The sequence below is a fragment of the Achromobacter sp. E1 genome (genome assembly GCF_037039475.1).
Taxonomy (GTDB): Bacteria; Pseudomonadota; Gammaproteobacteria; order Burkholderiales; family Burkholderiaceae_B; genus Achromobacter; species Achromobacter mucicolens.
This window is the reverse complement of sequence record NZ_CP146253.1, coordinates 1519808-1545925: the sequence shown is the minus strand read 5'-3', so window position 1 is coordinate 1545925 and position 26118 is coordinate 1519808. Positions and strand designations below refer to the sequence as shown.

Annotated in this window: 19 protein-coding genes; 12 read left to right on the top strand and 7 right to left on the bottom strand. The window is 67.4% G+C overall.

The annotated features are described in order from the left end of the window. The first annotated feature begins 11 nt into the window (after positions 1-11). The 9 genes from V6V88_RS07015 to V6V88_RS06975 all read left to right on the top strand — a co-directional run bounded on the left by V6V88_RS07015 (position 12) and on the right by V6V88_RS06975 (position 11835). Positions 12-1706 (top strand): glycosyl transferase family protein, encoded by a 1695-nt coding sequence (locus tag V6V88_RS07015; protein ID WP_062838594.1) that lies wholly within the window; start codon positions 12-14, stop codon positions 1704-1706. Beyond that, a complete protein-coding gene (locus tag V6V88_RS07010; RefSeq protein ID WP_338618591.1) occupies positions 1703-4450 on the top strand; it encodes a hypothetical protein in 2748 nt (915 codons plus the stop codon). The genes V6V88_RS07015 and V6V88_RS07010 overlap by 4 nt, the downstream gene beginning before the upstream one ends. 34 nt (positions 4451-4484) lie before the next feature. Continuing rightward, complete coding sequence (locus V6V88_RS07005; RefSeq protein WP_223574683.1) at positions 4485-5489, top strand: twin-arginine translocation pathway signal; 1005 nt, start codon at positions 4485-4487, stop codon at positions 5487-5489. 103 nt (positions 5490-5592) lie between these two features. Then, on the top strand, positions 5593-6648 hold the full coding sequence (locus V6V88_RS07000) for a cell division protein FtsQ (RefSeq protein WP_223576603.1): 1056 nt from the start codon (positions 5593-5595) through the stop codon (positions 6646-6648). A 9-nt stretch (positions 6649-6657) separates the two neighbouring features. Further along, on the top strand, positions 6658-8238 hold the full coding sequence (locus V6V88_RS06995) for an MBOAT family O-acyltransferase (protein WP_062838590.1): 1581 nt from the start codon (positions 6658-6660) through the stop codon (positions 8236-8238). Between the two features lie 24 nt (positions 8239-8262). Then, the gene (locus V6V88_RS06990; protein WP_062838589.1) at positions 8263-8502 is read left to right on the top strand and encodes an acyl carrier protein; all 240 of its coding nucleotides are present in this window, start codon (positions 8263-8265) and stop codon (positions 8500-8502) included. A 25-nt stretch (positions 8503-8527) separates the two neighbouring features. Next, on the top strand, positions 8528-10021 hold the full coding sequence (locus V6V88_RS06985; protein WP_223574679.1) for an AMP-binding protein: 1494 nt from the start codon (positions 8528-8530) through the stop codon (positions 10019-10021). Beyond that, on the top strand, positions 10018-10692 hold the full coding sequence (locus tag V6V88_RS06980) for an alginate O-acetyltransferase AlgF (RefSeq protein ID WP_223574677.1): 675 nt from the start codon (positions 10018-10020) through the stop codon (positions 10690-10692). Before V6V88_RS06985 ends, V6V88_RS06980 begins: the two co-directional genes overlap by 4 nt. Before the next feature lie 12 nt (positions 10693-10704). Beyond that, a complete protein-coding gene (locus V6V88_RS06975) occupies positions 10705-11835 on the top strand; it encodes an acyl-CoA dehydrogenase family protein (protein ID WP_062838586.1) in 1131 nt (376 codons plus the stop codon). Between the two features lie 11 nt (positions 11836-11846). Here V6V88_RS06975 and V6V88_RS06970 read toward each other — a convergent pair whose 3' ends face one another. From V6V88_RS06970 to V6V88_RS06950, 5 genes are all read right to left on the bottom strand, one after another. Further along, positions 11847-12734, bottom strand: coding sequence for a DUF4434 domain-containing protein (locus tag V6V88_RS06970; RefSeq protein ID WP_223574675.1), 888 nt, complete (start codon positions 12732-12734; stop codon positions 11847-11849). 117 nt (positions 12735-12851) lie between these two features. Then, positions 12852-13265, bottom strand: a complete 414-nt coding sequence (locus V6V88_RS06965; protein ID WP_056322216.1) for a YidB family protein — start codon at positions 13263-13265, stop codon at positions 12852-12854. A 128-nt stretch (positions 13266-13393) separates the two neighbouring features. Then, positions 13394-14629 carry a lytic murein transglycosylase gene (locus V6V88_RS06960; RefSeq protein ID WP_223574673.1) on the bottom strand — a complete coding sequence of 412 codons (1236 nt, stop codon included), beginning with the start codon at positions 14627-14629 and terminating at the stop codon, positions 13394-13396. Beyond that, positions 14626-15342 (bottom strand): MOSC domain-containing protein, encoded by a 717-nt coding sequence (locus tag V6V88_RS06955; protein ID WP_062838584.1) that lies wholly within the window; start codon positions 15340-15342, stop codon positions 14626-14628. Before V6V88_RS06955 ends, V6V88_RS06960 begins: the two co-directional genes overlap by 4 nt. Positions 15343-15357: 15 nt before the next feature. Continuing rightward, positions 15358-16182 (bottom strand): ferritin-like domain-containing protein, encoded by an 825-nt coding sequence (locus V6V88_RS06950; protein WP_062838583.1) that lies wholly within the window; start codon positions 16180-16182, stop codon positions 15358-15360. Between the two features lie 96 nt (positions 16183-16278). Here V6V88_RS06950 and V6V88_RS06945 point away from each other — a divergent pair, with 96 nt between their 5' ends. Beyond that, complete coding sequence (locus tag V6V88_RS06945) at positions 16279-17412, top strand: GNAT family N-acetyltransferase (RefSeq protein ID WP_280002409.1); 1134 nt, start codon at positions 16279-16281, stop codon at positions 17410-17412. A 305-nt stretch (positions 17413-17717) separates the two neighbouring features. Here the strand turns inward: V6V88_RS06945 and V6V88_RS06940 are convergent, their stop codons facing one another. Beyond that, positions 17718-18188 (bottom strand): DUF1854 domain-containing protein, encoded by a 471-nt coding sequence (locus V6V88_RS06940; RefSeq protein ID WP_056322203.1) that lies wholly within the window; start codon positions 18186-18188, stop codon positions 17718-17720. Positions 18189-18211: 23 nt separating this feature from the next. Next, entirely contained in the window at positions 18212-20497 is a 2286-nt protein-coding gene (locus tag V6V88_RS06935; RefSeq protein WP_062838581.1) for an ABC transporter ATP-binding protein, read from the bottom strand. 259 nt (positions 20498-20756) lie between these two features. Here V6V88_RS06935 and cphA (V6V88_RS06930) point away from each other — a divergent pair, with 259 nt between their 5' ends. Next, the gene (gene cphA / locus V6V88_RS06930) at positions 20757-23372 is read left to right on the top strand and encodes a cyanophycin synthetase (RefSeq protein WP_280002412.1); all 2616 of its coding nucleotides are present in this window, start codon (positions 20757-20759) and stop codon (positions 23370-23372) included. Positions 23373-23434: 62 nt separating this feature from the next. Continuing rightward, positions 23435-26005 carry a cyanophycin synthetase gene (gene cphA / locus V6V88_RS06925; RefSeq protein ID WP_338618579.1) on the top strand — a complete coding sequence of 857 codons (2571 nt, stop codon included), beginning with the start codon at positions 23435-23437 and terminating at the stop codon, positions 26003-26005. Positions 26006-26118: the final 113 nt, after the last annotated feature.

Sequence of the window (26118 nt, the reverse complement as noted above, 5' to 3'; positions counted from 1 at the left end):
GCCCGGTCGACATGTCCTCGCTCTACTGGCCCTACCTGATCGCGGATTACTACCGCGGGCTGGAGGTCGTGACCGCCGTGGTGGGCGTCATCATCCTGCTGTCCAGCCTGGATGACCTGTTCATCGACGGCTGGTACTGGGTGCGCGAGCTGCGGCGCCGGCTGACGGTCAAGCGCCGCTACGCGCCGCTTACCGCGGAGCAACTGCGCGCCAAGGAAGAGCAGCCGCTGGCGATCATGGTGCCGGCCTGGCTGGAGTACGACGTGATCGCGTCGATGCTGGAAACGATGGTGTCGACGCTGGAATACAAGAACTACATGATCTTCGCGGGCACCTACCAGAACGACGAGCGAACGATCAAGGAAGTGGAGCGGATGCGGCGCCGATATCGCCAGCTGGTCCGCGTGGAGGTGCCGCACGACGGCCCGACCTGCAAGGCCGATTGCCTGAACTGGATCGTGCAGGCGATCTTCGCGCAGGACGCCAAGCAGCCCGTGCCGTTTGCCGGCGTGATCCTGCACGACAGCGAGGACGTGCTGCACCCGCTGGAACTGAAGTACTACAACTACCTGCTGCCGCGCATCGATTTCATCCAGCTGCCGGTGACGTCGCTGGAGCGGCACTGGTACGAGCTGGTGGCGGGCACCTACATGGACGAGTTCGCGGAATGGCACACCAAGGACCTGGTGGTGCGCGAGAGCCTGTCCAGGATGGTGCCCTCCGCGGGCGTGGGCACGTGCTTTTCGCGCCGGGCGCTGGTGGAACTGGCCGCCGAGACGAACAACCAGCCGTTCAACACGGACACGCTGACCGAGGACTACGACATCGGCGCGCGCCTGGCGCAGCGCGGCATGCGCCAGATCTTCGGCAAATTCCCGGTCGAATACGTGACACGCCGCCAATCGTGGTTCGGCATGGGCAAGGAACGCATCGCGCCGCTGCGCATGCCGCTGGGCGTGCGCGAATACTTTCCGAACACCTTCCGCACCGCTTACCGGCAGAAGGCGCGCTGGACGCTGGGGATCGGGCTGCAGGGCTGGCAGCAGGTGGGATGGACCGGGTCGCTTGCGACCAAGTACCTGCTCTTTCGCGATCGCAAGGGCCTGGTCACGTCCTTCATCGCCATCCTGGCCTACGTGCTGCTGGCGAACTTCTTCGTCTTCTACCTGGCCGACCTGTTTGGGTGGTGGACGGTGTATTACCCGTCGTACTTCCGGCCCGGCGGCTGGCTGGTGACGCTGATGTGGGCCAACGCCGTGGCGCTGCTGCTGCGCGTGGTGCAGCGCGCTTACTTCGTCGGCCGGATGTACGGCTGGGAACATGCCCTGCTGTCGGTTCCACGGATGATCGTCGGCAATTTCATCAATGCCATGGCAGCCGCCCGGGCCTGGCGCCTGTTCATCGGCCACCTGATCACGGGCAAGCGGCTGGCGTGGGACAAGACCATGCACGATTTTCCGTCCACGGATCAGCTGGCGCAGCAGCGCCAGCGCCTGGGCGAGCTGCTGCTGTCGTGGCAGGCCATCGACCAGTCCACGCTGGAGCAGGCGCTGACGATCCAGGCGCGCGAGAAAAAACCGCTGGGCCAGATCCTGACCGAACAGGGATGGCTGGACGAAAGCACGCTGCACGAAGCCATCCGATTCCAACAGGCCGGGCAAGGCGAACCGCCGGCCGCGCCCCCGACCAAACCCTCAGTTCCATGACGTCCTTTCCCCGATCGCTCGTTCTGTCCGCGGCCCTGGCCTGTGTCTGGGCCGCGGCGCCTGTGAGCGCGCAGGCGCAGTCCCGGGCCGAGGCGCCGCTGGAGGGCGCCGCGTGGCAGTTTGCCGACGAGGGCTACCGGAACTACGACGCCGGCAACTACGCGCTGGCGCAGCAGCAGGCCGAATCGGCCATCGTGCTGCGACCGGACGTCGAGCGCCTGCGCCTGCTGCTGATCTATTCGCTGCAGAAGCAGGGCAAGATCCAGGAAGCCGACAAGGCGGCGGCTGACGCGATCGCCAGCGGCCTGGACACACGCGCCCTGCGCCAGGCGCGCGCGAATCTGCGCCCGGCTGCGGCCAGCCCCGCCGCGCCCGCTGCCGGTGCGTCGGCCGCTTCAGCCCCCCGGCCAAGCAGCGCCTACCAGCGCGGCTTTCCCATCGCCACGCGCGCGTACGCCGACTACAACCGCGCGGACTATGCCGCCGCCGAACGCGGCGCCGAGCGCGCGTTTCGCATCGATCCCAAACAGGGCGCGTGGGCCATGCTGTGGCTGGACGCGCTGGAAGCGCAGGGCAAGTACGCCGACGCCGAGGCGGCGGCCGCCAAGGCCATGGCGCTGGGCGCGCCGAACAAGAACGATCTGGCCGCGCGGCAGCAGACGCTCAAGCGCCGCATGGCCGTCAAGCCCGCCGAAGAAGGCTATCAGGCGCTGATCGCGAACCGTCCGGGCGATGCGGTGCCCCTGGCGCGGCAGGCCGTCGCGCTGGCGCCGGACAGCGCCAGCCACCGCCTGCTGCTCATCACGGCCCTCATGCTGGACAACCAGCTTGAAGCGGCCGAGGCGGCCGCCACGGACGCCATGCAGCAGGACGACGAAAACACCGTGGCGCTGCTCTTGCGCGGCTATCTGCGCCAGCGCCAGGGCAAGACGCAAGCAGCCGACGCGGACTTCGACGCGGCGCTCAAGCAGGACTGGCTGGACGACGAACAGCGGCGCAATGTGCGCCTGATCGCGGCCGACGCCGCGCTGGCGGCCGGCGACAACGCGCGCGCGCTGGCGCTGGTCGAACCGCTGGGCGGCAACGACGAGGCCGCGGCGCAGCGCATCAAGCGCGCCCGCGCGCGCCCTGCCGTTCCCGCCACCCTGACGCTGGCGAACTATCCCGCGCCCGTGCAGGACTGCCGCGACACGCCGTACGGCACCTCGTGCGAACTGCTGCCGTCGGACGCGGCGGGCAGCGGCGGCCCGGCCTCGCTGGCCTACGCCGCCTATGCCCGCGAGGACTACCAGGAAGCCATCGGCCAGGCGCGCAAGGCTGTCGAACAGGATCCCGCCAACAAGGAATACCAGCGTCTCCTGACCACCACGCTGGCGGCGGGCGACGCCGCGCAGCTGGCCGAGGCCAATACGCGCATGAGCGAGGCGCTGGCCGCGCAGCCGGACGATCCCGCGCTGCTGATGCAGCGCGGCTACCTGCACCAGCGCATGCGCCAGCCCACGCTGGCGCTGCAGGACTTCCAGGCGGCGCGCGCGACCGGCAAGGCGCCGCCCACGGTGATCCTGGACGAAGGCTATGCGCTGGCCGGCACGGGAGACAAGCGCGGCGCGGTCGATCGCCTGAAGACCGCCATCGACGAGAACGACGCGGGCAAGCTGGACCTCACGCCCCAGCAGCGGTTCGACACCCGCAACGCCATCGGCGGCCTGTCGCGCGAATGGGGCGGCTACTTTTCGGCCGGCTACCGCGGCGCGCGGCCCGCGTCGTCGGGGCTGGGCGGCGCAGCCATCACCGTGCCCGGCGACGCCGTATTCAGCACTACGGAAATCTTCTGGCGGCCATCCGATTTCCTGAATTCGTCGACCCGCACCTTCGAACTGTACGGGCGCCTGTCCAACACGCTGTACGACGAGGGCAGCCGGACCGCCAGCCAGACCGTGTCCGACCCTTGCGCCGGCACGGTCGACATCGCAGAAACCACCAATCAGGGCATTTCTGGCATTCCCACCACCATCGGGTCGCTGGGCATGCGCTTCACGCCATCCACCGAAGTGGGCCTGACGTTCGGCCTGGAGCGCCAGTTCAACCTGGGCAGCGCCACGCGCCGCGGCACATTCAGCCCGGCCCCGCAGGAGCTGCGCTGCGCCCCCGCCCTTGGCAACAAGACCGCGCACTACCAGACGGACGCCGGCAGCGGCGGCTGGCTGGCCTATGTCACTTACGGCTTGTACGAAGGCACGACGCTGCGCATCGACCGTCCTGACTGGTTCACGATGGAAGGCTACGTGCAGGCCGGCTATTCCTGGCAGGACATGCCGGCCAAGTTCTGGCTGCGCGACAACACGACGGGCGTGGATAGCGAGAAGTCATCGGGCCGCTTGAAGCGCGACCAGGCGTTCGGCGCCGGCGAACTGCGCGTGGGCCGCAGCTATCGGCTGGACGCCATCAGCGAGCGGCTGGTGTTCTTTCCCTATGCCGTCATCGGCGCGGACTGGCTGTGGAACAAAAACCGCGTCACGGGCTTGGACATCGAAGGCGCCGAGTCCTTCCGGCTATTTGGCGACAGCACCTCGTGGTCGATGGGCGCCGGCCCGGGCTTCAACCTGCGCTACTGGTTCCGCGAAGGCCATTACACCGCGCCCATGTCCTATCTGGACCTGACGACGCAATACCGCTTCAACATCGGCGGCGGGCAGGCCGACCGGGCCAAGGGCCTGTTCATCAACCTGACCCTGTCGTACTGACGGCACGCCGATCCGCAACACAAGGAGTTCATCCATGCACCATGCAACCCGTCTTCCGAAACGCGCCCTGCCCGGCGCGGCGCGCGCGCTGGCATCGGCCGTCCTGCTGGCGGCGTGCGCCACAGCGGCGCAGGCCCAGCAGGCCTCGTCCATCGTCATTCAGGGCAAGGACAACTGGCTCTTTCCCGGCTGGGGCAGCCTGACGCAGGTGGACATGCGCGGCATCGACGCGTCCACGCAGCTCGTGCGCGAGACGCGCGATGCGCTGGCGGCCAAGGGCATCCAGCTTGAAGTGCTGGTGCTGCCCGACAAGACCCTCTTCTATCAGGACAAGCTGCCGGACGGCAAGACGCTCAGCGCCGACGTGAAGAAGCGCTACCAGACCATCCAGGACAAACTCAAGCAGGCGGGCATCTCCACCATCGACGACGAGGCCGTGCTGCAGGGGGTCAAGCGCAGCGGCCAGGAGGTGTTCTACCGCACGGACCAGCATTGGACGCAGGCTGCCGCGGACGCCACCGCCGACGCGCTGGCGCAGCGCATCAAGACGGACGTGAAGACGCTGGCCGGCAAGCCGGGCACCGGCATGCAACTGGGCAGCGTGGTCAACGAACGCCGCTATGGCGATCTGGCCGAGCTTTTCCTGACGCCGGACCAGCGCAAGCAGGCCGGACGCGAGACGTTCACCGTGCGCCGTCAGGCCGAAAACCAGAGCCTGCTGGACGACACGCCGGCGCCGGTGCACGTCACCGGCCACAGCATGGTGCAGCCCTACTTCGGCTTTCCGCAGAAGCTGTCCAACGCGCTGGATCGTCCGGTGTCGGTCAACTGGAAACCCGGCAACGTGGGCCACTGGATCATGCTGCTGGAATACCTGGAGTCGCCCGCGTTCAAGCAGAACAAGCCGCAGGTGCTGGTGTGGCAGATGTTCGAACCCACCTATGCGCAAGGGCCCGACGCGCGCGGTTTGTGGGACAACGCCTCGATCATGAGCGCCGACACCTGGCGTGCGCGCATGAAAGCGGCGATCGGGAAGTAAGCGCGTGAATGCGCCGGAAAAATCGGACGCCGGCCGGCGGCGCGCCGCCCCCCCGGAGGCGAGCGGCCCGGAGGCGAGCGGCCCGGAGGCGAGCGGCCACCGGCTGACCGCATGGGTGGTGGCGCTGCTGCTCGCCGTCGGCCTGGGATGGGGCGGCTGGCGGCTGGTGCAGGCGCGCATCGGCGCGGTTGCCCTGTCGCCGTCTGCCTGGCTGGATGGCTCGGCCGGCGCCGCGCTGAACAAGGCGCTGGCATTGCCGCGCCAGGCCGACGTCGACACCTGGAACGCGGCCCTGCGCTACCGCCTCTTCGGCGACCTGGGCGCGCAGGTCGCAATGGGCTGCCCGCAGTGGCTGTTCTACCGCGACGGACTGCGCCCGCCGCCGGGCGTCCATGTCTTTGACGAACGCCTGCGCCTGATGCGGCATTGGGTGCGCGAGCTGCGCGCCAAGCAGGTCCAGGTCCTGGTGGTGGCAGTGCCGGACAAATCGCGCATCGAGGCCGGCCAGCTTTGCGGCCTGCCGGTGTCGCAGCCGATGCGCCGGACGCTGGACGCCTGGCAGGACGCGCTGCGCGCGGACGGCGTGCCCTTCGTGGACCTGCGCGACGCGCTGCTGGCCGCCCCCGCCCCCCGCTTTTTCCGAACGGACGTGCACATGAACGCGCAGGGCGCGCAGGCCGCCGCCACGCGCGTGGCCCAGGCCGCCCTGCCGCTGCTGAACGGGCCGGGCGCGCAGGCCTTCAAAACGGAGCCCGCGTCCGCGCCGCAGCCGCGCATGGGCGACCTGATCGTGTTGGCGGGCCTTGAAAACGCGCCGCCTGGATGGCGGCCCGCGCTGGAAGCGGTGTCCGAAGCGAAGATCGAACCCGTGCGTAGCGGCGGCCTGCTGGACGAGCCGCCACCGGTCGAGGTGCTGCTGGCGGGCAGTTCAAATGGCCGCCGCAGCCAGTTCGCCGAGCGCCTGGGCATGGGCTTGTCGCGCGAGGTCTGGAACATGAGCCTGGATGGCGGGCAGTTTTCGGGCGCGCTGACGATGGCGCTGGGCCAGCGCGCGCAGTGGCCCGCCAGCCTGAAGCTGGTCATCTGGGAGTTCTCGGAAAACGCCCTGTCGCTGCCGCTGACCGCGGACGAACAAGCCCTGCTGGCCCGCATCCCGTAGCGAACCAAGATGCTATTCAATTCCTACCTGTTCCTCTTGATCTTCCTGCCGGTGACGCTGGCGGTGTATTACGCGCTGGGACCGCTGAACGTGCGTCTGGCGGCGCTATGGCTGTGTTTGACCTCGCTCGTCTTCTACGGCTGGTGGAATCCGCAGTTCGTCGTGCTGCTGGCCGGTTCCATCGCCTTCAACTACATCGTCAGCCAGCTGATACTGCACTACGCGGAGCGGCCACGGCTGCAGGGCCTGATTGTGGGGCTGGGCGTGGGCGCGGACCTGGCGCTGCTGTTTCACTACAAGTACTTCGCGACGCTGCTCAACTTCCTGAACGACCTGGGCATGACGGCGGCGTCGGCGGACGACATCATCTTGCCGCTGGGCATCTCGTTCTTCACGTTCACGCAGATCGGCTATCTGCTCGACTGCAAGGCGGGCGTCGTGAAAGAGCGCAGCCTGCTCAGCTACGTGCTGTTCGTGACGTTCTTTCCGCACCTGATTGCCGGCCCCATCCTGCATCACAAGGAGATGATGCCGCAGTTCGCCCAGCCGGAAAATTACCGGTTCCGGGCCGAGAACCTGTCGGTGGGCGCAATGCTGTTCGTGATCGGGCTGGCCAAGAAGGTGCTGCTGGCCGATGGCATCGCCCCGTACGCCGACGCGGGCTTTGCGGCGCCGGGCGAGCTGCAGTTCTTCGGCTCGTGGGGCGCGAGCCTGTGCTACGCGCTCCAGCTGTATTTCGATTTCTCGGGCTATTCGGACATGGCGCTGGGCCTGGCGAAGATGTTCGGCATCCGCTTCCCGCTGAATTTCAATTCGCCCTACAAGGCGGGCAACATCATCGAATTCTGGGCGCGCTGGCACATGACGCTGACGCGCTACATCACCGCGTACCTGTACTACCCGGTAGCGGTGGCCGTGAACAAATGGCGCACGAATCGCGAATTGCCGGTCGGGTCAGCCGGGCTCAAGACGCTGGGCGGTTTTGCGGGCAGCATCGCGCTGCCGACCCTGTTCACGATGACGCTGGCGGGCGTGTGGCACGGCGCGGGCTTTCAGTTCGTGGTGTTCGGCCTGCTGCACGCCATGTACCTGTCCGTGAACCACGCCTGGCGCATCTTCGTGGTGGGCCGCAAGCCCGCCGCCGCCCGCAACACGCCCGCCGCCACGCGCGCGCTGTGCGTGCTCATCACCTTTGTCGCGGTGCTGGTCGCGCAGGCATTTTTCCGCGCGCACGGCGTGGGCGACGCGATGCTGCTGGTGCAGGGCATGGCCGGCGCGCGCGGCGTCGAGCCGCTGGACCTGTCCGCCCACGTTGCCGGCCTGCCCTTTGGCGACGCCTGGCGCGTCATCGCCGGACACCACATGCAGCTTATCTATGCTGTCGTGCTGCTGGCCATCGCATGGTTTGCACCTAATTCGCACCAGATCCTGGGCCGGTGGTCGCCCGCCCTGTTCAAGCCCAACGAGGCGCCGCAGCCCTTCATGCGCTGGCGTCCCAACCTGGCATGGATGGCGGTGATGCTGGTGCTGCTGGTTTTCTGCCTGGCCAACCTGCACAAGGAAGCCCGGTTTCTCTATTTCCAATTCTGACCTTGCAAGGTCGCGGAGCATGACATGGACATCAACGCTATCGAAGCCAAAGTGGCGCAACTCGTCGAAGGCATCATCCTCACGCAGGTCGATCCGGACACGCTGCTGATCGAATCAGGGCTGGTCGATTCGCTGGCGGCGGTGGACGTGGCGCTGGCGGTCGAGCGCGAGTTCGGCTGCAAGATCCCGCCCACGGAGATCGACGTGCACCTGGAATCGGTGCACACGCTGGCCGCCTTCATTGCGGAACACCGCCGCGCCTGACGCGCCGCCACCGGAGGGCCGGACCATGCGTTTCGACTTCAATGCCTTCGACTTCGCCGACACGCAGGCGGGCGCGGATGCCATCGCCGTCGTGGACGCGCGCGAGCCGACGTCCTGGGGCGCGCTACGCGCGGCCACCGACGCCTGGGAACACGCCGCGCGGCAGGCCGGCGCACACGCCGATACGCCGCTGGTGATTACCGGCCACAAGGAGACGGCGTTTCTGGTGGCCATGCTGGGTTGCCTGAGACTGGGCGTGCCCTTCGTGCCGGTCGACGTCATCAACCCGCCCGAGCGCATCGCACGCATCGGCGAACTGGTGCGCGCCGGCCTGCGTTACGACGCGCAAGCGGCGCGTTTTACCGCCACGCAGGCCCAGGCCGCACCGCTGCAAGAGAAAGGCCTGGCCTACATCATGTTCACGTCCGGCAGCACGGGCGACCCGAAGGGCGTGCAGATCGGCCGCGAAAGCGTGTCGCGCTTTGCCGGCTGGATCTCGGACTGCCTGGCGCTGGGCGCGGCGCCGGTCTTCATGGACCAGATGCTCTTCAGCTTCGATTTCTCGCTGTTCAACTGGGTTGGCGCGCTGGCGCTGGGCGGCACCTGCGTGCTGTGCCCGCGCGAGACCATCGCCGAGCGCGATGCCTTCGTGCAGTACCTGGCCGACACCCGCATCAGCGTCTGGGCCTCCACGCCCTCGTTCGTGCGGCAGCAATTGTTCAATCCCGATTTTGATCATGCCCACCTGCCGGACCTGCGCGTCTTCGTCTTCGGGGCGGAATCGCTAACCCCTGCCCTGGCTGAAGAACTGTGGCAGCGCTTTCCGCAGGTGCGCATCGTCAATTCCTACGGTCCGACCGAGGCCACCTGCTCGACCACCTGGGTCGAGATCGATCCGGCGCTGCGCTCGGCGGCGCCCAACCCGTTTCCCATCGGACGCGCCAAACCGTATGCCGAGGTGTTCATCGAAAACGGTGAGATCAGCATCGCGGGCGATCACGTCATGCGCGGCTACCTGAACCGCCCGGACCTGAACGCCACGCGCATGTTCACGCGCGGCGGCAAGCGCGGCTACCGCACGGGTGACCTGGGCGAGATCGACGCGCAAGGGCTGGTCACGTTCCGCGGCCGCATCGACGACCAGATCAAGCTGCACGGCTACCGCATCGAACTGGCGGAGATCGACGCGGCCATCGCCGCGCTGCCTGGCGTGCGCGCCGGCGCGACGGTGGCGCTGCGACGGCCCGACGGCGCCATTGTCCGCCTGATCGGCTTTGCGGAACCCGCGGGCAGCGGCGACGGCCCGCACGCCCCCGCCACCGGATTGCAGCCGCTGCCGCCCGGACTGGCGGACTGGAAGCACACGCTGGGCCGCCGTCTGCCCCCCTACATGATTCCCTCGGAGCTGGTGGCGTGCCCGCGCTTTCCCACCACCAGCACCGACAAGGCGGACCGCAAGCAGCTCGAACGGCTGTACCTTGAAACGCGCCTTAGCAAGAAACCGGAGCCGCAAGCGTGACTCGCACCTCTTTTCGCCTGGCCCTCACCCTTGCGATGGCGACCTGCGCCGCCAGCGCCGCCGCCGAAGGCGTGCTGGCGCAACTGTATGCGGCCAGGCCGCCCGCAGGATCCTCGTTCGTGCGGGTGGTCAATCCGCACGTGAATCCGCTGCAGGCTCAGGTCGCCCAAGGTCCGGTCCAGGAGATCGGCCCCGACCGGCAAGCCACCACCTACGCCATCGTGAAGGGCAACCAGCCCTTTGACGTGCGCATCGACGGCAAGCTGGCCGGCACGCTGCAGGTGGCGCCCGACACGTTCAGTACGCTGGTGCCGCGGCGCGACGGCGGCAGGCTGTCCTTCAGCGTCATCGACGATAGCGCCGGTGCGCAGGATGCGCTGAAGGCCGAGCTGCGCTTTTACAATCTGGCGACGGACTGCCCGGCCGGGCAGTTGTCAGTCAGCCCGTCTGGCCCCGTCCTGTTCAAGGACGTCGAGCCCGGCGCGTCCACCGCGCGCGCGATCAATCCGGTCAGCGCGACGCTGGCCGCCGGTTGCGGCGCCGCCGTGTCCAAAGCGTTGCCGCTGCCGGCCTTGCAACCCGGCGACCATTACAGCCTGTTCCTGACCGGCACGCCCGAAGCCCCCGTGCTGCGCGGGCAAGCCAGCGGCACGGACCCGTACAAGAAATAGGAAGACACTGTCATGCGCCGCGTATTCCGGGACGACCACGAACTCTTTCGCGACCAGGTCAAGCGCTTCATTGCCAGCGAGATCGCACCACACTATGCCGAGTGGGAAGCCGCCGGCGTAACGCCGCGCGCGCTGTGGCGGCGCGCGGGCGAAGAGGGGTTGCTCAACTGCGCGCTGCCGGACCCCTATGGCGCGGGCGGCGACTTCGGTCATGCGGCCGTGGTGATCGAGGAACTGGCCCGTGCGAACTTCCTTGGCATCGGCTTTTCGATCCATTCCGACATGGTCGCGCCGTACCTGATGAACGTCGGCACCGACGCGCAGAAACAGCGCTGGCTGCCCGCCATGACGCGCGGCGAGACCATCGGCGCCATCGCGCTGACCGAGCCCGATGCGGGCAGCGACCTGAAGGCCGTGCGCACCCGCGCGCGGCGCGATGGCGACCACTTCGTGCTCAATGGGCAGAAGACCTTCATCACCAATGGGGTGAACGCGGGCCTGGCCATCGTGCTGGCCAGCACCGATCCGGACCTGGGCGCGCGCGGGCTGTCGCTTTTCTGTGTAGAGGAAAACCTGCCCGGCTTTACGAAGGGCGGGCCGCTGCACAAGATCGGCCAGCACAGCCAGGATACCTGCGAGCTCTTCTTCAACGACGCGCGCGTACCGGCCGATTGCCTGCTGGGTCCGCTCAACCAGGCGTTCGAGATCATGACGCGCGAACTGGCGCGCGAACGCCTGGCCATTGCGCTACGCGCGGCGGCCTCGCAGGAAGGGATGCTGGATGAGGCCGCGCAGTACACGCGCGAGCGCAAGGTGTTTGGCCGCCGCGTGATCGACTACCAGAACACGCGCTTCAAGCTGGCGAACGCCCGCGCGCAGAGCGTCATGCTGCGCGTGTTTCTGGACGATTGCCTGGCACGCATGATGGAAGGCGAGCTGGACGCCACGACGGCGGCCATCGCCAAGCTCAACGCGACCGAGATGCAGGGCCGCATTTTGGACGACCTGCTGCAGCTGTACGGCGGGTATGGCTACATGGCGGAATACGGCATCGGCCGCGCCTGGGCCGATGCGCGCGCGCTGCGCATCTTCGGGGGCACAAGCGAGGTCATGCTGGAAATCATCGGCCGCAGCTTCAATTGACGCGGCGCGCGTCAGACGCGCGCGTCCATCCAGGCCTGCATCAAGGCCTGCGCCTCGGGCGTATCGCCGATAACCCACGGGTCCAGCGCGAAAGCCACGATGCGCTTGGCGCCATAGCCGCGCGCGACTTCCCATTGCTCGTACACCCGCGGAAAGTCGGCCGAACGCGCCTTGAACGTCGAGCCGTCAGTCGCGCCTGACGGCAGTTCCTCGAAGAGCTCCAGGATCAGGTCGAACGACGCACGGCGTTCCAGCAGCATGTCGTGCAGGGGCGCCAGCGCGCGCAGATTGGCCATCCCCGCCACGCCCACGCCATCCTGGATCATCGGATGGATGCCGACGTGGTCCAGAATGCGGCTCCACAGTGTCGCCAGCGACCCGTTGCCCGGCAGCCGGCTGAAATAGGTGGAGATGCAGGGCACGTTGCCGCTGGTGTCCTGCGCCGCGCGCGACAGCGCGTCCAGCCACGGCATCAGCAGCGACTGGCGCTCGTCGGACGCCCAGTTGTACTGTTCCAGCTCATACGGCAGATACCATCCGCGGAAGGCGCGGCGCTGGTTCCAGCCGGATTCGCGCATGTACGCGATGCCGCGCTCGCGCGTCTGGTCCAGGAAGGCGGCCAGCGCTGGGGTGTCGGCGCCGGCCAGCACGTCCCACCAGCGCTGGTCGTACGGCAGGCCGACGTGGATGCCCAGACCCTGGTGCGCGGCTTCGTCGAACAGTGTGTCCAGCAGCGCGCCGGGCGCCATCCAGTCGTCTGGCCGCCCGCCTTCCAGTCCGGTCCATTGCAGGAAGATCTCGCGGCTGCCCAGCCGGCGGAAACTGCGCAGCCGCAGCCGCCAGTCGTCAGCCGTCAGGTCCGCGTGGCTGCGCCAGAGCTGCAGAAACGTGGCATTCACGGAAACTGGCGGCGAGCATGCCGCCAAGGGCGCCAGCGCGCCGAGGGCCAGCGCCTGAAACAGGCGCCGGCGCAGGGGGGACTTGAGCTGCGGATGTTCCAGAAGACTGCCCTGCCCTTATCCGCGGTTGCCGAAAATGCCCGAAAGCGAACCCAGCAGATCGGCCGGGTTGAAGGACTGGCCGGGTTGCACCGCGCCGTCAGGCGTGGCCTTGTCGACCAGTTGCGGCAGCAGGGCCGACAGGGAATCCAGCACGGCGCTCTCGTCTTGCCCCGTCTTGGCGGCCAGTTCGTTCACGACGCCGGGATCCAGCACGGCGCCGAGCTGGCTGGGGCTGACGGGCAGGTTCTGCCCCGTACCCACCCATGACGCCACGACTTCGCCCAGTCCGCCCTTCTGGAAGCTGGCGATCAGCCCGGTCAGGCCGCCAGGGTACTTGTTCAGTTGTTCGATCAGCGCGGGCAGCAGCGAGGCCGATCCGCCTTGCTGACCGCCGCCGGCCATCGAGGCCAAAGTGTCCAATAGGCTCATTGCCGCGCTCCTGAAAAAGTCGGGAAATCAGTATAGGCCCATGAAAAGCGCGGTGTGCGTCAATGCTGTTGCCGCCGGCGACGACTTTGCAAAAGTTGTAAATCGCGCGCGCAGCCACGCGATCCGGCTCACCCTTTGGTCGGGGCCGCCGATGCCCGCAGCGCCTTCAACGCCTTCTGGCCCGCGCGCCCGTCCGGCGGCAGTCCCAGTTCGCGCTGGGCGGCCTGCAAGGCCTGGCGCGTACGGGCGCCGATCATGCCGTCGGGTTCGCCCAGGTCGTAACCCCTTGCGATCAAGAGGCGCTGCAGCTCGCGCCGCTCGGCGCGCGACAAGCCAGGATCGTCCGTCGGCCAGGCCTGCAACAGCGGACCGCCGCCCCGCAGGCGGTCCGACAGATGCGCGATCGCCAGCGCGTAGCTTTCGGCCGCGTTGTACGAGTACAAGGCGTCGAAATTGCGCGTGACGAGGAACGCCGGGCCGTTGCGGCCGGCCGGCAGCAGCAGTCCGGCCGGGGTGTCGCCCGGCGGCAACGCCTGCCCGTCGGCGCGCGTCACGCCCTGTCTGGCCCACGCGGACATCGGACGCTTGTTCTTGCGGCCTGCCCCGGCTGTATCCAGCCCGGCCGGCAGCTTGACCTCATAGCCCCAGACCAGACCCGGATTCCAGCCCGCGCGCTTGAGGAAATTGGCCGTCGACCCCAGCGCATCCGGCACGCTATCGACCAGATCCCGGCGGCCATCGCCGTCAAAGTCCACCGCCAGTCGCAGGTAAGTGGACGGCATGAACTGGGTCTGGCCGAACGCGCCCGCCCAGGATCCGACAAGACGCTCGGGCGCGATGTGCTCGTCCTGGATTATCTTCAGCGTGGCAAAGAACTCGCCGCGGAAATACGCCTGCCGCCGGCCATAGCACGACAGCGTGGACAGCGAGGTCAGCAACGGCCGGCCCCCCAGCGTGCGGCCGAAATTGCTTTCCACGCCCCACACCGCGGCGATGGTGGCCGGGTCCACGCCATAGCGCACCGAGGCCCGGTGCAGCTCGGCCTGCCAGCGCGCCATGCCGGCCTGCCCGTCGGCCACGCGCTCGTCGTCCACCAGGCCCGCCATGTAGTCCCAGATGGGCGTCTTGAATTCCGGCTGCGCGTCCAGCAAATCGATCACGGCCATGTCGGGCACAAGCTGGGCGGTATGCGTGTCGAACGTCGCGCCCGAGACGCCGGCCTTCAAGGCGGGCGCCCGCAGTGTCGACAGGCAGGCGGCAAAGGAGTCGGCGGCCAGCGCCGCAGGCGCGGGCAGGATCAGCGCGGCGGTCGTTACCGCGGCGGTCGTCACCGCGGCGCGGGCGCCGCTCAACAGGGATTTCATGCTTGGGATTCCTTGGGAGGTGCGATCGCGGCATCGCCTTGCAGGCGCCGCGTCCAGTCTTCGACTTCACCGGCACGGGCGCGCTTTTCAAACAGCGCACGCCAGTTGGGCGACAGTTCGGGCAACGCGGCAAGCGCGTGCAGCACGCCGGGATCGAGCTCCCGGCGATTCAGGATGTCCTGCACGCGCGCCAGCGTCCATTGCGGATGCAGCCGCTCCGCAAGCGTGAGGGTGTCGCCAGCCGACAGCCAGCCCGTCTGCAGCACGCGGTAATACCAGCCCGTCATGCCGCTGGCCTGAACCTGCGCGGCCATGCCCTTGTGCTGGAACCGGTGGTCCAGCTTCCAGCATGGCTGGCGCGCCTGCGACACCTGGATCAGCGCCGAGCCCGCGCGATAGATGTCGCCCACGCATACGTCGCTTTCGGTCAGGCCGGTCGTGGAAAGATTTTCGCCGAAGGCGCCGGGCGCACGCAGCACGGCGCGTTCGCCCAGCGCCTGGCGCCATGCGGGATAGTGGTCGCGCGCATAGTGATGCAACGCCTTTTCCGGGCCGCCATGAAAGCGCCGGTCCGCCTGTTCGTCCCCGTCCAGCCCTTCCAGGCCCAGCCAGCGCCGTTCGGCAACCGGCTGCTTGTCGATACCGCTGTCGCGTCCCGAATCGCCCAGCGGCCGCACCGCGCCCGTCAGCAGGGCGTCGATCGTGATGTTCATCTTCCCGTCTTCCAATCAGCCGGCCTGCAGCGCGGCAAGCTCGTCGTCGTCGAATCCGGCGGCGCGCCGCGCCTCCAGGTTGAAGGGGCCACGCAGGCGGGGCGCCTGGTAGCGCGCCGCCAGTTCGGCGTAACAGGCGACCGGCTCCTTGCCCGCCAGCGCGCACTGCTGCTTGTACCAATGGTTGCCGATCGCGACATGGCCGATTTCGTCGCGCAGGATGATGTCCACGATGGCCGCGCTTTGCGCATCCCCCGCGCCCGCCAGCTTGTTCCGGATCATGGGGGACGCGTCCAGACCGCGCGCCTCGAGCGTGCGCGGCACTAGCGCCAGGCGCGCGAGCAGGTCGTCCCGCGTGCGCTCGGCCATATCCCATAAGCCGTTATGCGCGGGGAAGTCGCCATAGGCGAATCCCAGCGCGTCCAGCCGCTGGCGCAGCAGGTCGAAATGCAGCGCCTCTTCGCGCGCCACGCGCAGCCAGTCGCGGTAGAAGGCCTCGGGCATGCCGGCAAAACGCCACATGATGTCCAGCGCCAGGTTCACGGCGTTGAACTCGATGTGGGCCAGCGCGTGCAAGAGCGCCGCGCGGCCCTCCTGCGTGGCCATGGAACGCTGGCTGACCTGGGCCGGCGGGACGAGTTCGGGCCGCGGCGGGCGGCCAGGCAACCCCGCGGCCGGCGCAAAGACGCGTGCGCAATCGAGCCGCGCATCGTCGGCAATGGCGCGCACGCGCGCCAGCTTCTCGGGCCATGCCGTGGCGGCCAGCGCCGCCAGCGCCTGCGCGCGGATGCAACGCGCATCGTCCTCCTGCCCGCCGGGGGCCGTCTTGCTGCTGTCCATGTTGCCGTCGTTCCCGGGCGCCGCCTGGGCGCCTCAAATCCCTGTCATTGCCATGGCTTGCACGCCAGGCATTGCCGAAGACTTTATCATTCGCGGATGGATCCCTTGCGCCTTACCTTGGAAACCGATCTGTCCCGCATCGACGCCCGCCAATGGAACGCGCTGGCCGGGGATCAGCCCTTTCTGCGCCACGCCTTTCTGCTGGCGCTGCACGAGACCGGCTGCGCATCGCGCCAGACGGGCTGGGCGCCGCATTTCATGGCGTTGTGGCGGGACGATGTGCTGGCCGGGGCCGTGCCGCTTTACCTGAAGTCGCATTCGCGCGGCGAGTATGTGTTCGACTACGCGTGGGCCGACGCCTTTCAGCGGCACGGCATGCGCTACTACCCGAAGCTGTTGTCGGCCATCCCGTTCACGCCGGTCACCGGCCCGCGGCTGTTGGCGGCCAACGACGAAGACCGCGCCACGCTGGTGCGCGGGCTGGTCGCGTTTGCCGAAGAGGTCAACGTGTCGTCGCTGCACCTGCTGTTCCCGATCGACGCCGACGTGCGCGCGTTGCGGGAAGCCGGCTTCATGATCCGCGAGAGCGTGCAGTTTCACTGGACCAATGCGGGCTACGCCGACTTCGACGCGTTCCTGTCCGCCATGAGCCACGACAAGCGCAAGAAGATCCGCCAGGACCGCAAAAAGGTCGCGGCGGCGGGCCTCGCTTTCCGCTGGCTGCGCGGCGCCGAAATCGGCGTGGAGGAACTGGATTTCTTCTACAGCTGCTACTGCCGCACCTACTTCAACCACGGCAACCCGCCCTACCTGAGCCGCGAGTTCTTCGAGCAGGCCCATCGCGACCAGCCCGACGCCTTCGTGCTGGTCCTGGCCGAACGCGACGGTGAGCCGGTGGCGTGCGCCCTGAATCTGGCGGGCGGCGACGCCCTGTACGGGCGCTACTGGGGCGCGACGGAATACGTGCCGGGACTGCATTTCGAGACGTGCTACATGCAATCGATCGCGTATTGCATCGCGCATGGCATTGCGCGCTTCGAAGGCGGCGCGCAGGGCGAACACAAGATGGCGCGCGGGCTGCTGCCTACGCCGACGTGGTCAGCGCACTGGGTGGCGCACCCGGGTTTTGCCGAGGCGATCCAGAACTTCCTGGACGAGGAAACCGCGGCAGTAACGGATTATCTGGGAGAGCTGGAATCGCACACGCCGTTCAAGGGGCCGGGTGCGTAATGCCGGAAATGTGTGGCCGCAGCGGTGTCAGACACCCATGATGCGCAGGGGCGAGTTGAAGTCCATCTCTGCAGGGTGTCAGACACCTGAGAGTGTTGCTCCGTATCAGACACCTGAGAGTGTTGCTCCGTATCAGACACCTGAGAGCGTTGCCCCGTATCAGACACTTGAGAGTGTTGCCCGGTGTAGAAACCCCTGGAATGTGCGTATTCTGCCAGGTGTCTGACACCCCTGAAACACGCGCGCAGGCTGAAGCCGCTATCCCCGGGTGTCTGACACCGACTTTAGAAAGCCCGCCTGAATCGTCAGAGAAACCGGTCCAGCAGCTTGCGGCTGTGCTTGTCCAGCGACTGGATGTCGCGCACCAGGTAGAAGATGCCGTGGTTGTCGGCGATGAGCAGCGTCTGCGCGGACAGGCGGCGGATGTCTTCTTCGCCGCGCAGCGTGAAAGAGGTCGCGCCGCGGTCGGTCTCGACCTTCCAGACGCTGGGCGTGGCGTAGGTGGACACGCTGGTCAGCTTGCGGATCTCGGGCATGAACTCGCGGCTGGCGAGTTCTTCTTCGATCAGGGCGCGCGGCTCGGCGGGGACGTCGGACAGGTGTTCGATCCACAGCAGCTCGTGCCCGTCGCTGGTCACCAGCGACAGGCCGCGGCCCGCTTCGCTGATCGGGAAAGCGCGCACCGGCAGGACGCCTTCATGCGATTCGCCGTCGGCGGACTGGAACTCCAGGCGGCCAAAGGCGTTACGGCGCAATTGAAAGAACGGCAAGGTCATGGCGAGGTTATTCCGTTTCCGCGTCAGGCCACGGCGGCCATGTCTTCGCTGCCCGACGCCTGGGCGTCGGCTTCCGCCTGGCGCGCCTGCGCCTGATAGAGGCGGTAGTAGGCGCCCTCGCGGGCCATCAGTTCTTCGTGCGGGCCCTGCTCCACGATCTGGCCGCGGTCCAGGACCACCAGGCGGTCGGCCTTGCGCAGCGTGCTCAGGCGGTGCGCGATCGCAATCGTGGTGCGGCCGCGCACCAGGTTGTCCAGGGCTTTCTGAATCTCTTTCTCGGTCGTGGTGTCCACCGACGACGTCGCTTCGTCCAGGATCAGGATGCGCGGGTCGATCAACAGCGCGCGCGCGATCGAGATGCGCTGGCGTTCGCCGCCCGACAAGGCCTGACCGCGTTCGCCCACCAGCGAGTCGTAGCCATGCGGCAGACGCAGGATGAACTCGTGCGCATGCGCAGCGCGCGCCGCGGCCACGATCTCGTCACGGGTGGCGTCAGGCCGGCCGTAGGCGATGTTCTCGGCAATGGTGCCAAAGAACAGGAACGGCTCTTGCAGCACCAGCCCGATATTGCGGCGGTAGTCGGCCACGCGGACCGAACGGATGTCGGCGCCATCGACCAGCACCGCGCCTTCGGATACGTCGTAGAAGCGGCAGATCAGGTTGATCAGCGTGCTCTTGCCGGAACCGCTGTGTCCCACCAGCCCGATCATTTCGCCCGGTGCGATAGTCAGGTTCAGCCCGCGGATGACCTGGCGGTTGCCATAGCGGAAACCGACGTCGCGCAGCTCGATGCGGCCATTGATGTGCGGCAGCTTGGCGGGGTTTTGCGGCTCGGGCACGCTGGACACATGGTCTAGGATGTCGAAGATGCGCTTGGCGCCGGCAGCTGCCTTTTGCGTGACCGACACGATGCGGCTCATGGAATCCAGGCGCATGTAGAAACGCCCGATATACGCCAGAAACGCGGCCAGCACGCCCACGGTGATCTGCTTTTGCGAGACCTGCCAGATGCCGAAGATCCACACCACCAGCAAACCGACTTCGGTCAGCAGCGTGACGGTGGGCGAGAACAGCGACCACGTGGTGTTGACGCGATCGTTGACTTCCAGGTTGCGGTTGTTGGCTTCGCGAAAGCGCGCGACCTCGCGTTTTTCTTGCGCAAACGCCTTGACCACGCGAATGCCGGGAATGGTGTCGGCCAGCACGTTGGTGATCTCGGACCAGATGCGGTCGACTTTTTCGAAGCCGTGGCGCAGGCGGTCGCGCACGGCATGGATCATCCAGATGATGAACGGCAGCGGCACCAGCGTGACCAGCGCAAGCCACGGATTGATGCTGATCAGGATGACCGCCGTCATCGCGATCATGAGGATGTCGGTGGCGAAGTCCAAGAGGTGCAGCGACAGGAACACGCAGATGCGGTCGGTTTCGCTGCCGATGCGCGAGATCAGGTCGCCGGTACGCTTTCCGCCGAAATACTCAAGCGAAAGCTGCTGCAAATGCGCGTAAGTGGTGGTGCGCAGATCGGCCCCGATACGTTCGCTGACCCAAGCCAGAATGTACGTGCGCGCCCAGCCCAGCCCCCACGCCAGGATCGCCGATCCCAGCAGACCGCCCAAATACAGGCGCACCAGGCTGTAATCGATGGGTGCGCCGTTCTGGAACGGGATCAGCACGTCGTCCATCAAGGGCATCGTCAGGTACGGCGGCACCAGCGTGGCCGCGGTTCCCAGCAATGTCAGCAGAAAGCCGGCAAACAGCGGGCCGCGATAGGGCCGCGCAAACCGCCACAACCGCAGCAGCGCCCAGGTGGTCGACGGCGCGGCCTGTTCCTGGTTGCAGGTCGGGCATTCTTCCTCGCCCGCGGGAATGACGTTATTACAGATGGTGCAGGTGCGCTCTTCCAGCGCTTCGGCCTGTTTGCCCGACAAACGGATGGACTGCTGGGTTTCAAACTGCGCCAAGAGCCGCAACGCCGCGGGATTGCACGCCAGCGTGAACCGCCAGACGGCAAGGCGCGCGCTGTCGTCATGCAGTTCCAGCACGGCGGCGCCGGCATGGTCGCTGAGGGATAGCTTCAGTTGGGGGCCATATGGCCAGGATTCCCAACCGGAATCGTCGGGAAGGCGGGCGATCAGCCGTTTATCGGTGACGGCGACCAGTCCCGGCTGGAACTTCAAACGCTGATCGAGGTCTATTTCGACCCAGGCCAGAAGGGTTTCGTCATCCGCCAGTTCGGTGCGGATTTCATCCCGCCAGCGGGCAGGAAATGCGTCGGCAAGGCCGGAAAGCAGGTTTGGTTTTTTCATTGGAACGCATACCGGGCCAGGACTCTGCCCTACTAGGCGGCAACCGGTTCGACGCCAGGGGCGGCAAACGTGTCCCTTCCTTACAACACAACGAGTTCACGCCATGAAGGCGTCGTATAGTATCAGCCGATTTTTCTAATTAGGAACATCTGGGATCCCCCACTCGTTGGCATTATTCTTAAGGCGCAACCCCAATAAAATCGCGGTCTTGCATAGGGGCGTCCGCGCGTGCCAACCTGCTTCTCGAGCGAATTAAAACATGAAAAAGAAAGACATTGAATTTATCGATGTCGTGGCTTTGCGCGGCCCGAACATTTGGACGTATCGTCCCGTCCTTGAAGCATGGGTGGATATCGGCGAACTGGAGGACTACCCCTCCAACACGATTCCCGGATTTTATGAGCGCCTGACCGAATGGCTGCCAACGCTGATCGAGCACCGGTGCAGCCCGGGCGTGCGAGGCGGTTTTCTGGCCCGCCTGAAAGAAGGCACCTGGCCCGGTCATATTCTCGAGCACGTCACGCTTGAACTGCAGAACCTGGCGGGCCTGCGCGGCGGCTTCGGCAAGGCGCGCGAAACCTCCAAGCGCGGCGTCTATAAAGTCGTTGTGCGCGCCTGGCAGGAACAGGTCACCCGCACCGCGCTGAACGAAGCGCGCGACCTCGTCATGGCCGCCATCGAGGACCGCCCGTTCGACGTGTCCGCCACCGTCGCCAAGCTGCGCAGCCTGGTCGACCGCCACTGCCTCGGCCCCAGCACCGCGTGCATCGTGGATGCGGCCGACGACCGCGACATTCCGTATATCCGCCTTTTTGAGGGCAACCTCGTCCAATTCGGCTACGGCTCGGCGCAGCGCCGCATCTGGACGGCCGAGACCGATCGCACCAGCGCCATCGCCGAGGGCATCTCGCGCGACAAGGACCTGACCAAGGAACTGCTGTCGACCTGCGGCGTGCCGGTGCCCGAAGGGCGCCTGGTCGACAGCGAGGAAGACGCCTGGGACGCCGCCGAAGACATCGGCCTGCCCGTGGTGGTCAAGCCCTACGACGGCAACCATGGCCGCGGCGTCTTCACCAACCTGACCACCCGCGAAGAAGTGGTGTCGGCCTACCGCGTCGCCGTGGATGAAGGCAGCGGCGTCATCGTCGAACGCTTTGTGCTGGGCAACGAACACCGCCTGCTGGTGGTGGGCAACCGCATGGTCGCTGCTGCTGCCGGCGAACCGGCGTGGGTCACGGGCGACGGCAAGTCCACGGTCACCGAACTCATCGACAGCCAGATCAACACCGACCCGCGCCGCGGCCGCACCGAGAACCATCCGCTCAATTTTGTGCGCTTGGATTCCGCCGCCCGGCTGGAAATCGCGCGCCAGGGCCTGACCGAAGACAGCGTTCCGCCCGAGGGCCAGCGCGTGCTGGTGCAGCGCAGCGGCAACGTCGCATTCGACGTGACCGACCGCGTTCACCCCAGCGTCGCGGCCACCGTGACGCTCGCGGCACGCATCGTCGGCCTGGACATTGCCGGTGTGGACCTGGTGGCCGAAGACATCACGCGCCCCCTGGACGAACAGCGCGGCGCCATCGTCGAAGTCAACGCCGGCCCGGGTCTCCTGATGCATCTGAAGCCCGCCGACGGCGCGCCGCGCCCCGTGGGCCGCGCCATCGTCGATCACCTCTTCCCCGAGGGCGAGGCGGGCCGCATTCCCATCGTCGGCGTGACCGGCACCAACGGCAAGACCGTCGTCGCCCGCCTGGTGGCGCGCCTCTTGCACCTGTCGGGCAAGCGCACGGGCCTGGCGTGCAGCGAAGGCCTGTATCTGGACCGCCGCCTGGTGCAAATGGGCGACCGCGCCGACTACGCGTCGGGCACGCGCCTTCTGATGAACCGCAACGTGGACGCCGCCGTCATCGAGAACGACAGCGGCGTGATCCTGGGCCAAGGCCTGGCCTACGACCGCTGCCAGGTCGGCGTCGTCACCAACATCGATGACGGCGACCATCTGGGCGACTACGACATCAACGAGACCGAGCGCCTGTTCAACGTGTTCCGCACGCAGGTCGACGTGGTCCTGCCCGATGGCGTGGCCGTGCTGAATGCACGCGATCCGCGCGTGGTCGAAATGGCCGAGCTCTGCGACGGTTCCGTGATCTTCTTTGGCATCGACCCCGCCCTGCCCGCCATCGTGCAGCACCTGGCCCAGGACGGGCGCGCGGTGTTCGTGCGCGACGGCAGCATCGTGCTGGCCCGAGGCAGCCATGAGGAACGCCTGGCCGACGTCGCCGCCATCCCGCTGACGCACGGCGGCCGCGTGGCCTTCCAGGTCGAAAACGTGCTGGCGGCCGTGGGTTCGGCCTGGGCGCTGGACATTCCCGTTGAATTGATCCGCGCCGGCATCGAGACCTTCGACATCGATCAGGCCGATGCCCCGTGGCAGTTCACGCTGTTCGAGCGCAACGGCGCGACCGTCGTCGTGGACGACGTGCATAACGCGTCGGCGCTGCGCCCGCTGATCGCCGCCATCGACCAGTTTCCTTCCGGCAAGCGCGCCGCGGTCTACTCGGCCGGCGCGGACCGCCGCGATGCCGACCTGATCGAGCAAGGCAAGCTGCTCGGCGACGCATTCGACCGCGTGGTCCTCTACGACGACACGACGGTGCGCAGCAAGCGTCCCGAGGGCGAGGCGCGCGCGCTGCTGCGCCAGGGCCTGGCGCAGGGCAGCCGCGTCAAGGACATCCAGGAAGAGCCTGACCACGGCAAGGCCATCGCCAGCGTGCTCGATGGCATCGGAAGCGGCGACTTCGCCCTGCTGCAGTCCGACGAGGCGTTCTCCGGCCCGACCATCGACCTGGTCCGCCGCTGGATCCAACAACACTGACACTATTGCGCACGCGTCCGCCCCCAGTGGCGGACGCGCGCCAGACGACAGGAAACCCTGCCATGGAAGTCTCCCGTATCCGAGCATTGCGCGGCCCCAACCTGTGGAGCAAGAACACCGCCATCGAGGCCATCGTGTCTTGCGGCGATGCCGAATGCTCCATCGATAACCTGCCCGAGTTCGAAGCCCGCCTGCGCGCGCGCCTGCCGCAGACCGGATTGCTGCGTCCCGAAGGCCATCAGGGCGCGGTGTCGATCGCGCATGTGCTGCAGATCGTCGCGCTGACGATGCAGGCGCACGCCGGCTGCCCCGTCACGTTCGGCCGCACGGCCTCCACCATCGAGCCCGGCGTGTTCCAGGTCGTGGTCGAGTACAGCGAAGAAGAAGTCGGCAAGCTGGCCATGGAACTGGCTCAGGACCTCGTGCGCGCCGCGCTCGATGACACGCCGTTCGACATCGCCGACGCCTTGAAGCGTCTGCGCGAACTGGACGAAGACGTCCGCCTGGGACCCAGCACCGGCTCCATCGTGAACGCCGCCACGGCGCGCAACATCCCGTACCGCCGCCTGACGCAAGGCAGCATGGTGCAGTTCGGGTGGGGCAGCAAGCAACGCCGCATCCAGGCCGCGGAAACCGATCTGACCAGCGCCATCTCGGAATCCATCGCGCAAGACAAGGACCTGACCAAGATGCTGCTGGACGCCGCCGGCGTGCCGGTGCCGATGGGCCGTTCCGTGACCAGCGCCGAAGAGGCCTGGGAAGCGGCGCAGGAACTGGGCGGTCCGGTCGTGGTCAAGCCGCGCGACGGCAGCCAGGGCCGCGGCGTCGCGGTCAACATCGAGACCCGCGAGCGCGTGATCAGGGCCTTTGAAGTGGCCGAGGAAATCAGTTCCGAGGTCATCGTCGAACGCTACATTCCCGGCCACGATTTCCGCCTGCTGGTGGTCGGCGGCGCGCTGGTGGCGGCCTCGCGCCGCGATCCTCCGCAAGTCACGGGCGACGGCCAGCACACGATCCGCCAACTGGTCGACCAGGTCAACGCCGACCCCTTGCGCGGCGATGGCCACGCGACGTCCCTGACCAAGATCCGCTTTGACGACATCGCCCTGGCGACGCTGAAAAAGCAGGGCTTTGACGCCGATTCCGTGCCGCCCGCCGGCACCCTGATCTTCCTGCGCAACAACGCCAACCTCAGCACGGGCGGCTCGGCCACCGACGTGACCGACGAGGTCCACCCGGAAATGGCGGCGCGCGCGGTGTCCGCGGCCCGCATGATCGGCCTGGACATCTGCGGCGTGGATGTGGTGGCCGAAAGCGTGCACTACCCGCTCGAAGAGCAGCACGGCGGCGTGGTCGAGGTCAATGCCGCGCCCGGCCTGCGCATGCACCTGAACCCCTCGTTCGGCAAGGGCCGCGCGGTGGGCGAAGCCATCATCGCCAACATGTTCGCGGACGGCGAGGACGGCCGCATCCCGGTCGTGGCCGTCGCGGGCACCAACGGCAAGACCACCACGGTGCGCCTGACCGCGCATCTGCTGGGCGTGGCCGGCAACCGCGTGGGCATGACGAATTCGGACGGCGTGTACGTGGACAACCTGCGCATCGACACCGGCGACTGCAGCGGCCCGCGCAGCGCGCGCAGCGTGCTGATGCATCCGGACGTGGACGCCGCCGTGTTCGAAACCGCGCGTGGCGGCATCCTGCGCGAAGGGCTGGCGTTCGACCGCTGCAACGTCGCCATCGTCACCAACATCGGCATGGGCGATCACCTGGGGCTGGGCTACATCAGCACGGTCGAGGACCTGGCCGTGGTCAAGCGCGTGATCGTCCAGCATGTGCATCCGAGCGGCATGGCGGTGCTGAACGCGGCCGATCCGATCGTGGCCGAAATGGCTTCGAGCTGCCCGGGCGCGATCACCTACTTTGCCGAAGACCGCAATCATCCCGTCCTGGCCACGCACCGCGCGCAGGGCCTGCGGTCGGTGTACCGCGATGGCGATGCCATCGTGGCGGCGCAGGGCGCAGACGAAGTGCGCTTCCCGCTGGCCGAGATTCCGCTCACCCGCAACGGCACGATCACCTTCCAGGTCGAGAACGCGATGGCGTCGATTGCGGCGGCATGGGCGCTGAACCTGGGCTGGGACGTGGTGCGCCGCGGCCTGGCCACGTTCGTCAACGATGCGCAGACGGCGCCGGGCCGCTTCAATGTGTTCGATTACCGCGGCGCGACCGTGATCGCCGACTACGGCCACAACCCCGACGCCATCCAGGCGCTGGTGCGCGCGGTGGACGCCATGCCGGCCAAGCGCCGCTCGGTCGTCATCAGCGGCGCGGGCGACCGCCGCGACGAAGACATCCGCATGCAGACCGAGATCCTGGGCGCCGCCTTCGACGACGTGCTGCTCTACCAGGATCAATGCCAACGCGGCCGCGAGGACGGCGAAGTGCTGGCCTTGCTGCAGCAGGGCCTGGTGGGCGCCAGCCGCACCACGCACATCGACGAGATCCACGGCGAGTTCCTGGCGATCGACACGGCGCTGTCGCGCCTGAACCCGGGCGATCTGTGCCTGATCCTGGTCGATCAGGTGGAAGAAGCGCTGGCGCACATCGCCCAGCGCATCGCGCAGCCCTGACCGGGTCGCGGGACGAAGACGGGGCGCTCAGGCGCCCCGTTTTTTTGTCCTGACCGCTTTAGGCGTGCGGCGCGGCCACGGGTGCCGAAGCCTGATACCTATCGGTCACATGG

What these genes read in the sequence shown, in the direction of transcription:
- V6V88_RS07015 (WP_062838594.1), top strand. Translation starts at nt 12, where the DNA reads ATGTCCTCGCTCTACTGGCCCTACCTGATCGCGGATTACTACCGCGGG.
- V6V88_RS06995 (WP_062838590.1), top strand. Translation starts at nt 6,658, where the DNA reads ATGCTATTCAATTCCTACCTGTTCCTCTTGATCTTCCTGCCGGTGACG.
- V6V88_RS06965 (WP_056322216.1), bottom strand. Translation starts at nt 13,265, where the DNA reads ATGAGCCTATTGGACACTTTGGCCTCGATGGCCGGCGGCGGTCAGCAA.
- V6V88_RS06955 (WP_062838584.1), bottom strand. Translation starts at nt 15,342, where the DNA reads ATGAACATCACGATCGACGCCCTGCTGACGGGCGCGGTGCGGCCGCTG.
- V6V88_RS06985 (WP_223574679.1), top strand. Translation starts at nt 8,528, where the DNA reads ATGCGTTTCGACTTCAATGCCTTCGACTTCGCCGACACGCAGGCGGGC.
- V6V88_RS06950 (WP_062838583.1), bottom strand. Translation starts at nt 16,182, where the DNA reads ATGGACAGCAGCAAGACGGCCCCCGGCGGGCAGGAGGACGATGCGCGT.
- V6V88_RS06935 (WP_062838581.1), bottom strand. Translation starts at nt 20,497, where the DNA reads ATGAAAAAACCAAACCTGCTTTCCGGCCTTGCCGACGCATTTCCTGCC.
- cphA (WP_338618579.1), top strand. Translation starts at nt 23,435, where the DNA reads ATGGAAGTCTCCCGTATCCGAGCATTGCGCGGCCCCAACCTGTGGAGC.
- V6V88_RS06940 (WP_056322203.1), bottom strand. Translation starts at nt 18,188, where the DNA reads ATGACCTTGCCGTTCTTTCAATTGCGCCGTAACGCCTTTGGCCGCCTG.
- V6V88_RS06960 (WP_223574673.1), bottom strand. Translation starts at nt 14,629, where the DNA reads ATGAAATCCCTGTTGAGCGGCGCCCGCGCCGCGGTGACGACCGCCGCG.
- V6V88_RS06975 (WP_062838586.1), top strand. Translation starts at nt 10,705, where the DNA reads ATGCGCCGCGTATTCCGGGACGACCACGAACTCTTTCGCGACCAGGTC.
- V6V88_RS06990 (WP_062838589.1), top strand. Translation starts at nt 8,263, where the DNA reads ATGGACATCAACGCTATCGAAGCCAAAGTGGCGCAACTCGTCGAAGGC.
- V6V88_RS06945 (WP_280002409.1), top strand. Translation starts at nt 16,279, where the DNA reads ATGGATCCCTTGCGCCTTACCTTGGAAACCGATCTGTCCCGCATCGAC.
- V6V88_RS07005 (WP_223574683.1), top strand. Translation starts at nt 4,485, where the DNA reads ATGCACCATGCAACCCGTCTTCCGAAACGCGCCCTGCCCGGCGCGGCG.
- cphA (WP_280002412.1), top strand. Translation starts at nt 20,757, where the DNA reads ATGAAAAAGAAAGACATTGAATTTATCGATGTCGTGGCTTTGCGCGGC.
- V6V88_RS07010 (WP_338618591.1), top strand. Translation starts at nt 1,703, where the DNA reads ATGACGTCCTTTCCCCGATCGCTCGTTCTGTCCGCGGCCCTGGCCTGT.